Annotated in this window: 11 protein-coding genes; 8 read left to right on the forward strand and 3 right to left on the reverse strand. The window is 39.3% G+C overall.

The window, feature by feature from the left end; translation table 11 throughout:
* Positions 1-3: 3 nt before the first annotated feature.
* The 6 genes from J3L16_RS09375 (at position 4) to J3L16_RS09400 (ending at position 8,611) form a co-directional block, all read left to right on the forward strand.
* Positions 4-1,242: a diguanylate cyclase gene (locus J3L16_RS09375; RefSeq protein WP_207612707.1), complete on the forward strand. Its 1,239-nt coding sequence runs from the start codon at positions 4-6 to the stop codon at positions 1,240-1,242.
* A 70-nt stretch (positions 1,243-1,312) separates the two neighbouring features.
* Positions 1,313-3,106: a DNA helicase RecQ gene (gene recQ, locus J3L16_RS09380; RefSeq protein ID WP_207612708.1), complete on the forward strand. Its 1,794-nt coding sequence runs from the start codon at positions 1,313-1,315 to the stop codon at positions 3,104-3,106.
* Positions 3,107-3,128: 22 nt separating this feature from the next.
* Positions 3,129-4,556 (forward strand): protein adenylyltransferase SelO family protein, encoded by a 1,428-nt coding sequence (locus J3L16_RS09385; RefSeq protein WP_207612709.1) that lies wholly within the window; start codon positions 3,129-3,131, stop codon positions 4,554-4,556.
* Positions 4,557-4,625: 69 nt separating this feature from the next.
* Positions 4,626-7,469: an EAL domain-containing protein gene (locus tag J3L16_RS09390; protein WP_207612710.1), complete on the forward strand. Its 2,844-nt coding sequence runs from the start codon at positions 4,626-4,628 to the stop codon at positions 7,467-7,469.
* Between the two features lie 75 nt (positions 7,470-7,544).
* Positions 7,545-8,153 (forward strand): GTP cyclohydrolase II, encoded by a 609-nt coding sequence (ribA, locus tag J3L16_RS09395; RefSeq protein ID WP_207612711.1) that lies wholly within the window; start codon positions 7,545-7,547, stop codon positions 8,151-8,153.
* A 71-nt stretch (positions 8,154-8,224) separates the two neighbouring features.
* Positions 8,225-8,611, forward strand: a complete 387-nt coding sequence (locus J3L16_RS09400; protein ID WP_207612712.1) for a hypothetical protein — start codon at positions 8,225-8,227, stop codon at positions 8,609-8,611.
* A gap of 12 nt (positions 8,612-8,623) precedes the next feature.
* Here the strand turns inward: J3L16_RS09400 and J3L16_RS09405 are convergent, their stop codons facing one another.
* The 3 genes from J3L16_RS09405 to J3L16_RS09415 form a co-directional block, all read right to left on the reverse strand.
* The gene (locus J3L16_RS09405; protein WP_207612713.1) at positions 8,624-9,052 is read right to left on the reverse strand and encodes a hypothetical protein; all 429 of its coding nucleotides are present in this window, start codon (positions 9,050-9,052) and stop codon (positions 8,624-8,626) included.
* A gap of 12 nt (positions 9,053-9,064) precedes the next feature.
* Positions 9,065-9,931, reverse strand: a complete 867-nt coding sequence (locus J3L16_RS09410; RefSeq protein WP_207612714.1) for a transporter substrate-binding domain-containing protein — start codon at positions 9,929-9,931, stop codon at positions 9,065-9,067.
* Positions 9,932-10,027: 96 nt separating this feature from the next.
* On the reverse strand, positions 10,028-10,414 hold the full coding sequence (locus J3L16_RS09415; RefSeq protein WP_207612715.1) for a hypothetical protein: 387 nt from the start codon (positions 10,412-10,414) through the stop codon (positions 10,028-10,030).
* Positions 10,415-10,470: 56 nt separating this feature from the next.
* On the opposite strand from J3L16_RS09415, the gene J3L16_RS09420 reads away from it, so the two are divergent.
* On the forward strand, positions 10,471-10,941 hold the full coding sequence (locus J3L16_RS09420) for a MarR family winged helix-turn-helix transcriptional regulator (protein ID WP_207612716.1): 471 nt from the start codon (positions 10,471-10,473) through the stop codon (positions 10,939-10,941).
* A gap of 124 nt (positions 10,942-11,065) precedes the next feature.
* Entirely contained in the window at positions 11,066-11,998 is a 933-nt protein-coding gene (locus tag J3L16_RS09425; protein WP_207612717.1) for a diguanylate cyclase, read from the forward strand.
* Positions 11,999-12,004: the final 6 nt, after the last annotated feature.

Genomic DNA, 12,004 nt, shown 5'->3' on the forward strand with positions numbered 1-12,004 from the left:
CGCATGCAACACGACGTATTGATAGTTGAAAGTCACCCCCGCACCGCCACTATTTTGGCCCGTTTGGTCGAACAAGCGGGGCTAAACCCTATTCGAGCTTATTCATTACACGATGCGAAAAACACCTATTTTGACGGCGTTCCTGAAGCTTTACTTTGCGTGTTAGCTAGCCACATGCAAGTAGATGCATCTCCTTTCGAAGCCATCGATTTTTTTACCTCTATGTCTATGCCAACCATAGCCTTATCAGCTTCAATGCAAAGCGATATTCGTAAGCACGTATTGCAATATGACATCGTTGACTATATCGGGCTAGAAAACGCACAAACGGCTGACTACCTTCAACGGCTACTTCAGAGGCTAAATAAAAACAAGCATATTGGCGTAATCTTACAGTCAAATAGCAATAAAACTGTTTCCATGACCAACCCCTTGCTTCAGCGTCATGGGTTCAAGGGTTACATTTCACAAAGTGAACAACAAACACAAAAATTACTGGCCGATAACCCCGAGATTCAGCTAATCATGTTAGATGCAGATTGCGAAAATGACTTATCTGAATTTATTGCAGATATTCGCAAAGGGTCTCCAAAAGACGAATTAGCTATTGTCGGTATTTCTTATAAACCTTCAGATTTTACTGCTGCTCACTTTATTAAGTGTGGTGCGACTGACTTTTTCAATTTGCCCTTTGGCCATGAAGAATTCTTGCTTAAAATAATGCAAATGTTAGAAGCTATCGAACATGTAGCGGTTATTCGACAAACGGCTAACCAGGACTATTTAACTGGCTTACCTAACAGGCGTCATTTTTTCTACGCTATTAACAAACTACCTGCCATTAAAAAACAACGACAAGCGTTAGCGCTGATTGACTTAGACCATTTTAAAAATATTAACGACACCTATGGTCACGATGCTGGCGATGCCGTGCTAAAGCATATAGCGAATATACTTCTAACATCATTTTCCCATGCCCAAATTGCACGTTTTGGCGGTGAAGAATTCTGCGTTTACTTAAATGATATGGAGAACGATGACGCCGTAACTGAAATTGAACGCTTGCGAAAAACAATAGAGCAATCTCACATAAAGTGGAACAATGACAAACTCTTTATTACTGCAAGTATTGGTGTTGCGTTTGGCGCACAACTAGAAGTCGAGACGCTCCTTTCAGCCGCTGATGACTTATTGTACAAAGTAAAACGAGAAGGTCGCAATCGCGTTTACTGCACCAATTAAAGTGCAATAATTTAACTTTTTATTCCTTTTGTACAGTGATTCTAATCACTAAAATCCGTACACTATACCCATGACAGCACTCACTTCCTCTACACCTAGTTTATCTGCGTTAAAATCGATTTTCGGATACGATTCATTTCGCGATGGTCAGCAAACAGTTATCGACCAAATTATCGCAGGTAAAGACGTACTGGTACTGATGCCCACTGGTGGGGGTAAATCATTGTGTTATCAACTACCCGCGACCTTGCTAGATGGGTTGACCTTGGTAATTTCTCCATTAATTTCCTTGATGCAAGATCAAGTGGAACAAGTTACTGAACTTGGTGTAAAAGCTGCTTTCTTGAACTCGTCTCAATCCTCTGAAACTCAACAAGAAATTATCGAGGCCATTCAGAATAGAACCTTAGATTTACTTTACGTTTCACCTGAAAAAGCGCTGCAATACAGTTTTCGTTCGCTATTGGCATCGAATAAAGTGGCTTTAATTGCCATAGATGAAGCCCATTGTGTATCTCATTGGGGTCACGACTTTAGAGCTGACTACCGCGGACTGCATCAGTTAAAACAACATTACCCCAAGGTGCCGATGATCGCGCTAACCGCAACCGCAGACACCTCAACGCAAAGTGACATTGTGCAACAATTAGGGTTAGACGAGCCTTATATCTATAAAGGTAGTTTCGATAGGCCCAACATCCACTACCGCGTTTTACAAAAATACAAACCCTTTGAACAAGTGGCTAAGTACGTTGCGCAACAAGACAGCAGCGGCATCATTTATTGTAATAGCCGCGCGAAAGTCGACGATATCGCCGACAAGTTGAAAAAAAGAGGCATTCGCAGTGCGGCTTATCACGCGGGTATGGACAATGACGAACGGGCTTGGGTACAACGTCAATTTTTAACCGATAGCATACAAGTCGTAGTTGCTACCGTTGCCTTTGGGATGGGAATAAATAAATCCAATGTGCGCTATGTCGTTCATCACGACGTGCCTCGTTCTATTGAAAATTATTACCAAGAAACCGGTCGAGCAGGCAGAGATGGCCTGCCCTCTGAAGCCTTACTGCTATTTGACGAAAAAGATGCAGCGCGTGTTAAACAATGGATAGAACAAGGTGAAAACAACGAACGCCTTGCAGTCTGCCTGCAAAAATTTGAAGCGATGGAAGCCTTTGGAGATGCACTAACTTGCCGACGCATGGTACTGCTGAATTATTTCTCAGAGTTTGCCAATAAGTCATGTGGAAACTGCGATATTTGCTTAGATCCGCCCACGCTTTTTGATGGTTTAGAAACCGCACAAAAAGTACTTTCTTGTATTTTTCGATTAGGCCAATGTGCGCCCACCCAATATGTAATAGACATTATCAGGGGCAAGAAACATCAAAGACTAAACCCTGAACATGTTGAATTAACCACTCACGGCATTGGTAAAGACAAGCCTGATGCCTATTGGCATAGCATTATAAATCAGCTCATTCACAAAGGGATCATTCGCGTTGACCTTGAAGCCCATGCAGCCTTAAGGTTGACAGAAGCCGCCAGGCCAGTACTAAAAGGCGAAGACGCTATTCAATTGGCCCTGCCAAGATTGGATGTTAAATCAACCAAAGCTGCTGAAACTAAAGAATACGATAAAGCGCTGTTTGCACGAATGAAACATCTGCGAAAAGCCATTGCCGATGAACACAATGTTCCTCCTTTTGTTATTTTTAGTGATGCAACCCTTATCGATATGGTACAAAAGTTACCTATGAGTAAGCGTGATATGCTTAGCGTATCGGGCGTAGGCGAAACCAAGCTAGAACGCTATGGCGCTGCGTTCTTAACCCTTATTGAAGAATACGCTGCAAGCTAATACTTTCAAACTGGACCCAATTATGCCGATTAAACGTTACTTTGCCGATGCACTTCCTGACGCGGTATCCGCTGTTGCGCCAAGCCCATTGTCGAACATGAAGGGACAACTTTTTAATAGCGCCCTTGCCGACACCTTGTCATTGCCCGAAAGTATGCAATCAATGGAAAACCTAGTCCCTAGTGTATTTTCTAGTGATTCAACTATTGCAAAAAATGCGGTAGCACAAAAATACGGTGGCCATCAGTTTGGTTCATGGAATCCAGAACTCGGTGACGGCAGAGGTTTATTGTTAGGAGAAGTGCTTAACAATAAAAACCTATTGGTCGATTTGCATTTAAAAGGAGCGGGGCAAACCCCTTATTCTCGATTTGCTGATGGTCGTGCGGTTTTACGCTCTACATTAAGAGAATACATTGGCGGTGAAGCACTCCATGCGTTAGGCATTCCTAGTACTCGCTCTTTGTGTTTAATAAGCAGCGAATCAAATGTAAGGCGGGAAACCATTGAACCTGCTGCAATGATGATCCGCACAGCACCAAGCCACATTCGCTTTGGTCACTTTGAGTATTTTTATTACGCTGACAAACCCGAAATCTTAGACCGCTTAATGACATTTTGTTTAACCCATCATTTTCAGTCGTGTAGTGAAAGTGAATCACCTCACAGTGCACTGCTTAGCGCTATCGTAAAACGCACCGCACGTTTAGTTGCCTTGTGGCAAGCCTATGGGTTCATTCATGGCGTCATGAACACCGACAATATGTCAATTCACGGGATCACCTTCGACTACGGGCCCTACGCATTTCAGGGTGCGTTTAAACAAAATGCAGTGTTAAATCATTCTGATCATCAAGGGCGGTATGCTTTTGACCAACAACCTAATATCGGTCTATGGAATTGCTATGCTTTATCAGAAGGTTTTAGTCGCTATATAGATAAACCCACTCGCCAATCAATTTTAGATACCTATGAGCCGATTATGGTTCAACAATACCGCTCTTCTATGCTTGATCGTATGGGACTTGGGTCAGACGAACATAGTATTGATAAAAGCTGGCCCATTGCATTGTCATTCTTACAAGCCATAGCAGCTCAATCCCTTGATTATAATCAAGCTTTTGCATGGCTTAGCCAAGCGAGAGCTACAAATGATTTTAAAGTGTTACGCAATAACCTAAACGATATTAAATCGTTAGATGAATGGTGGCCTACCTATCACGACGCTTCAACTGACACATTTAGCAGTATGAAAAGCGCGAACCCTTTACTTATTCCAAGGACGAGCCATTTAGATAAATTAATCGCTATGGCTGAGGGAAATGATTGGGAAACAGTTCAAAAAGTAGTTAATTGTTACTCTCAACCTTTTATTCAACCGTCTGATGATATGAACTGGTTAACCGACATAGAAGCCTCACAAAATTCACAACTGTCGTGTAGTAGCTAAAAGTTCAATAGACATAAGCTCTGCATGAAGGTATAACTCTTAGTACTCTCTAGGTGAATGGACTTTAGAATGAGGGCTCAACACGTAGTTTACGGACTAATCATTGCGCTTTTTTGGTCGACTTTCGCGTTCTCACAAGATGAACACTCAAATACCCCGTTAGCTTCCGTTGTCATAGATGACAATTTTGAAAGCCTAAACGTAACGAATACTGCTTTGCGTGTATACGCCGCTGAAGGGGTTGCGTTTTCGTCTGTGCAAGCCCATATTCATCAATGGCTGCCTATAGTTTCGTTATCCCCTCTACCGAGTGACGCTAAAATATGGGTGAAATTAACTGTTACTCACTCTGGACAGCATAATAACAACCTAACATTATTAGTATCCAGCGCACATGCAAGTAAAGTAGAAGGCTATGTTGTCGAGCCTCAGCGCTCTATTCGTCGTATTTATAACGATAATGACAAGCACCTTAATGGTCACCCTATCGAATTTAGCCTCTACCCTGGAGAAACCATTGATATCTTTGTGGGTGTTGAAAGTACTGGCACCGCTTATTTGCCTTTGTCACTTTGGAAAACAAGTGAATTAGTAAAACACAACGATGATCACAATACTCAGCTCAATATTTTCACTGGGGTGATCGCTTGTTTAAGCTCATATTTTCTATTTAGCTATTTTCTACGTAGAAACGCTGCGAGATTTTGGTTTACGATCACCTGTGTAGGTGTGCTGCTGTTTCTTTTTCAGTTTACTCAACTAACACGCTACGATTTAAACCTCTGGATTGGTTTAAACCAATTGCCCTTTATATGTATAGCTTTAGCCTTATACTCCGGAGCCAAAATAACGCGAAACTTACTTCCAAGAACAAGTATTCTTCTTAGATATATTAGCTATTCTTTACCCCTTATAGGTCTTACATTTACGCTACTATGTAATAGCTACACCTGTTGGATCATTAGCATAGCTATTGTTTTAATGTGGCTAGGCTTACAGCTTTATCTCTGTGTAGTTTATCGAGACAGAAGGCTTCTCCTACCAGCATGGCTATACGGTAGTGGTTTATCTGTTTTAGGTATTACTTTTATTACTTATATTTGGTGTTTTGTTATAGAAACCCCTCCCTACGGCAACCTTTTTCTCTTTGCAATATTTGCGATCACAACTGGGTTGATACTATGTGGAAGCGCAATTGAAATCAGCGAGCACGGTATTCATATTAGGGAGTTTTCCCATCAAGAAAAACGCATCGCAAATTTACGTCAATTTTACGATTTGTTTAAAGCATCAGCAGAGGGCTTATATACAGCATCACTCGACGGTAAGTTATTAAGTGTTAATGCGGCCATGTGTCAGCTTTTCGGATATAGCAACGAGCACAGTATGTTAGAACAATCGTCAGGAACACCATCGTTCTTTGCGAACAGGGAAGACCAAGAGCTTTTGTTGCAAGAGATACTCGAAAAAAAATCGGTTCTTGGCAGAGAGTTTACAGGCAAGCGCCGAGACGGTAGTGAATTTTGGTTTTCCATTTCTTGCCAAGTACAAGGCACAGAAAGTCGCGAGTTTTTATATGGATCTATTGTTGATATAACTGAAAAAAAACAATCCAGCCTTAATTTAGAATATCTTGCCACTCATGATTCTTTAACTGGAATATTAAACCGCCGAGAATTCGAACGACAGTTACAACAGCTTTTAGCTGGGAACGCAGACAGTACCGAAATCAACCTTCTCTACATAGACTTAGACAGGTTTAAACTCATTAATGACGTTTGTGGTCATGAGTCTGGCGACGAATTGTTAAAAAATATAGCTAAGCTGATTTCTGAAATCGCTGGAAATAAAAATAAATTGGCTCGTCTTGGTGGCGACGAATTTGTCATCCTTTGTGACTCTATCGATATCAACTCAACAAGTTTACTTGCAGAGAAGTTACTTCATGGCATTAAAAACTATCGTTATTTTTGTAGTAATCGATTTTTCACTTTAAGTGCGAGTATTGGTTATTTGCATACTATTGATGTATCACTGTCACCTGAACAAATGATTTCTATGGCTGATGCAGCCTGCTTTATTGCGAAGGAGCAAGGACGGAACCAAATACATCAATATTCTCCAAATGACAAAAGCGTGCGACGATACGAGAGTGAACTTAGTTGTTTAGAAAAAATAAACAACGCTATACAAAGCGATGAATTTATATTGTACTGCCAACCCTATAGGCCATTAGATAAAGTAACTGACCAATTATATATTGAAATATTGTTACGTATGCACGACGAAGAGTACGGTGTATTACCCCCTAGTGAATTTTTACCTACCGCAGAACGCTATAATTTAGGCGTAAAAATAGACCAATGGGTAATAGAAAATACGTTAAATTGGTTAAGTAACAACCCTGATATCTTAGATAATTTGGCCCGCTGTAACATAAACCTAAGTGGGCAATCATTAGCTAATAAAGGGCTAAAAAGTGCTATTTTAGAGGTTTTTAATAAAACAAATATCCCTTTCAACAAAGTTTGCTTTGAAATAACCGAAACAATGGCAGTCATCCAGTTAGAAGAAACACTCGATTTTATCAAAACCTTCCAAGATTTAGGGTGTTACTTCGCATTAGATGATTTTGGTAGCGGCTTTTCTTCCTATAGCTACCTTAAAAACTTACCTGTAGATTGCATTAAAATTGACGGCGCTTTTGTTCAGGAGCTTCTAAATAACCCTATTAATCAAGCCATGGTAAAATCGATACACGACATTGCTAGTGTGATGAAAATGACCACAGTCGCTGAATTTGTAGAAGACGATGCAACATTGATTCAACTAGGAAAGCTAGGTATAAACTATGCGCAAGGATACGCTGTATCTAAACCTTTTCCTCTAGAAGATTTAGTCTCGGAGATTTAACTAGTTATACTACTTGTTTTGTCGAATTTTGCCCCAATTTACCTTGAGTAATAAATGTCGAGGTTGAAATAGATCATGCAAGGCCCCTATCAGTATATTAGCTCTGCCAAACTGCCTACTCAATTTGGCGAGTTTATAATCCACGCCTTTGTGGAAAAAAGTGGACAAGAGCATGTCGCACTGTCATTTGGCAAGTGGACAGAACAAGACACTATTCCCATTCGAGTACATTCTGAATGTTTAACTGGAGATTCTCTATTTAGTTTACGTTGTGATTGTGGCTTTCAGTTAGAAAAGGCAATGCGGACCATTGCATCAAACGGTGCTGGCGTGTTGCTTTATCTACGCCAAGAAGGCCGCGGTATAGGCTTAGTAAACAAAGTTAGAGCCTATGAGCTTCAAGATACTGGGCTGGATACAGTTGAAGCAAATGAACACTTAGGTTTTGATGCAGATTTACGCAGTTACGATATTTGTAAAGTCATGCTAGACAAACTAAACGTAACACGGGTGTCGTTAATGACGAACAACCCAAAGAAAATCAAAGCACTAGAAGAGCTAGGTATTAACATTGTAGAAAGAAAACCGATAGATCAAGGCATTACCGAGCACAATCAAAAATATATCGAAACCAAGCGTGACAAGCTAGGCCATAGATTTAAATCGTCGCTTTTTGACGATTAATATTAGATTCAGGTTCTGTTAATTGAAAAATCCACATACTGGTAACGTACTCAATATGTGGAGAAAGAAAGATGAAACGTATTTTAATAGTGAGCTTTATTCTTACTGCTTCTTTTTTAAATTTATCAAACGCCCATGCATTTAGCGGCCACAACAGCTCTAAATTTGAACAGAAACTTAGTTCAGCGTATCAACATCCTAACCAGTTTTCTGCCGCAATAAATTGGCGCTTGAACAACCGCCATATAGACTTAGGTAAGCAGGTTCAAACACTGAAGAAATTCGGCTGGCACCCTAGTGTAGTTGCAATCATTAGCAATCCACAACTATTCAACTATGCTGTGAACCAAAGGACTCAACCTCGCCGTTTACAACAAAGCTACGCGCGTAATCAGTGGGATGGAAAACGTAACTCTAGAAACAGTTACGATAGAAAAAGCCAAAAGACGTACAGATAACTAGCAAACGGGTCAAGGCTTGGCCCGTAGCTTTCCATTTACTACCTTATTTAAGTCGACTTTTAAGCGCTTCTTAGTCCATCCATGTTTGTTATCTCCAGCTTCGACATACACATACCGAGCGTCTTTAGGAATACCCACATTGGTCAATGAGCGTGTAAAAGGTTGTTCTTGTTGGTGAGGGTGTTGTAAAACACGAATGGCAAGTTGCAGCCCTTCTTCGTCGACAATGCGCCAACGATCAGCATAGTGATTCCAGCCTTCATCATTGTGTTTCAAAGTAACACTCACACGCCATAAACCATTTTCTTTACGTTCAAAGTTAGCAGAGTGAATAGCGACATCACCGGCATAGGCTAGAAAAGAACTACACCCAAAAGACAATCCGATACAAAGCAAATAAAAAGCGCGTTTCAAAATGGAATTATTATTATTCAGCATTGAATCGAAAAATTACTCTAATTTGCTTAAAACGGAAGGAAGCCAATATTTTTTTTCTTTAGGGATAGCATCTAATGTTAAAGTAGGGTTGTCGATTTCGATGAAAAATCTTTTCTTCAAATTCGCTTTATCAATATGATCTTTGTGCCAACGATAAAATATCTCATCAAATTGGCCATTATCTAACATAATTTCCAATCCCTTAGTCAATCGCTCCGCCAGAACCGGAGCTTGTTTGGATACAAAAATATAAGTAGGAGTATTAATGTATACACCTATGTTTGGTACTACTGCGTACTTTTCACCATTAGGATCATCGATATTAAGCTCAGTAAAGACTTCATTGGTTCCTCGCATAGTTAAATCGTAACGATCTGCAGCAAGCATTCCAAACAATCGTCCAGAATCATTCACAGGTACAACATCGAAACTATTTCGTTTCAAAATATCCGTCGTCACCCAAGAATCAACAAGTCCAAACTTAAATTTCCGCAATTCATCTAAGGTTGTAAGTTGGCTGTATTTCACTTCGTCGCTTTTTTTTGCAACTAACAATCGATAATTTAGCAGCCCTTTACGCAAAGGTATTTTGACAGGAATATACATCTTTTGCCGTTCATCACTTGCTACGCCAATCCTAACGTTAACCAGCTCGCCTTTCTGGAGCTCTGCGGTGTGCCTTTCATTACCAATCACTTCCTTGTACAAGCGAATATCATATTCGCCATACTCTTTAGCTGTGATTTCTAACGCTTCACGCACCAACTCATCCCAATAACCGGTGACATAATGGCTATTGACCAGCATTTTAAACGTGTCTTTAGAATACGCCTGATTACAAAATATAAATAGTGAGAAAAAACAAACAATCAGCTTCATTATGGATGTAACTTCATTGAGCATATGATAAATATTTTTATATGATAACAATATAGGACAAATTTTGCGCATTATCTTTTAGTTTTTCTACTTTTTTCAAGTTCTAGTCTGTTTATCCAAAAACCACTGCATTACGCCAAAATAACCAACCATAATCGCAATTATAATAGTTGCAACGATCCCTTGAATAGTCGTGATCCACAGACCAAAAATGACGAGTGCCAAAGAGGTAATCACCCAAAGCATATCTCCAAGACAAAAATAAACCATTAACCATTTTTTTATGCGCTGCCGTGTTGATGACCAAAGTAAATGGATACCATTCAGCACCAATATTAATCCAACAACCTTAAGAACCATTAGTGGGATAGAGTTATCAACGGTAAGAAAGTTCGCTATCGTACTCGCGTTAAAAATAAATATTCCACCAAAACCGATACAGCTAATTCCGTTCGCGGCCATGATATTTTTTAAACTTAACATTATCCCATCTCACGTGTATACTCAGTTGACATTAATTTTAAATACAGAAAACTCAAATGTCAACCAAGTTTACACATAAGAATATCCCAATGGTCGACTCTCAATCCTTAAAATTATTGCAAAGCACAGTGAAGTTAAATGATGTAATAACTAAAACAATTTCGAGTCATCTTCTCGAAAAAGGATATACCTCTATAACACCCTCGCTTTTGTCATTTCTTAGTATTTTAGAGTGCGGGGTAAATTATGGCTCGGAGATAGCCAGAAAATTAGATGTATCTAGGCAGATGGTGGCAAAAACAGTAAAGGCTCTTTGCGCCTTAGGATATCTTGAGCAAAAAAGCGGTATAGGTAAGCAAAAAGAAATACACTTTACCGAAAAGGGTGAACGGTTAATATCTGATGCTAGACAAATGCTATCTGATATCGATTCCTTAATTTTAAATCACCTAAACATCATGCAGCCTCAGTATATAATTCAGGACCTAACAGTAATAGCTGAAGCCATTGATCAACATACGCCTTAGTTAAGAGCAGAAAACCAATTGCGTGAAAATTTTTATTTTAATCATTTGCTATAATGTGACTAATTTAGATCATCAGCGTTTTAAAAATACGTAGTTTGCGAATTGCATTTTGGTTACCCTTTAAATGAAAAACACAATAATAGAAAACACCTTTTCACTAGATAGCCTACCATCACATATTTTTAAATACTCTTCTGATGGTGTCATGTTGACCGATAACAAAAGCAACATTCTCGACATAAATACTAAATTCGAAGCTATCACTGGTTATTCTAAAGCTGACGTCATAGGAAGAAACCCCAACCTTCTTTCATCCGGCATACATGATAAAAGCTTCTACGATAAGATGTCCCTGTCGTTGAAGGAAAGCGGTAATTGGACTGGCGATATATGGAACAAACATAAAAATGGCGAGGTTTATTTAGAAAACCTATCAATCACCGTTATCTATGATGAAGATCATAGACCTATGTTCTACTTAGCAATAATAAGAGATATTACGGCACAACGGCTACTAAGAAACAAATTAGAATATGATTCGTTATATGACTCCTTAACTCATCTACCCAATAGGCGGTTGTTAGCCGAGACTTTAAAAAAGTCCATGCAACAAACCAAGCAGCAAGAAAATAAACTATGCGTATTTTATTTGGACTTAGATGGATTCAAAAAAATTAATGATGAGCTTGGCCATTACGTAGGAGATAAAGTACTTGTTGAAGTATCGAAAATATATTCACTTTGCATTGGAAACAATGGCATAGTTTCAAGAATAGGCGGTGACGAATTTGCAGGCATTATTTTTAATAACGAAAGCGGCTTGTGCTGCTTTACCATCCTAAATAATATTTTAGATTTAGTTTCAAAAATCAAAAAGATAAATGAATACGACATTGTGCTATCAGCAAGTATAGGAATAACTTTTTGGTCGAGAAATAATGAAATTAACCATGAAACCCTATTACAACAAGCTGATTTTGCCATGTATCAAGCAAAGCGAAACGGTAAAAACAGATTCGAAATTTTTGACAAAAACCAACAAAATCAGCCATGTTAAAAGAGG

Origin of the sequence: Alteromonas sp. 5E99-2 (assembly GCF_017368475.1) — a bacterium.
In the GTDB taxonomy this organism is placed as follows: domain Bacteria; phylum Pseudomonadota; class Gammaproteobacteria; order Enterobacterales; family Alteromonadaceae; genus Alteromonas_F.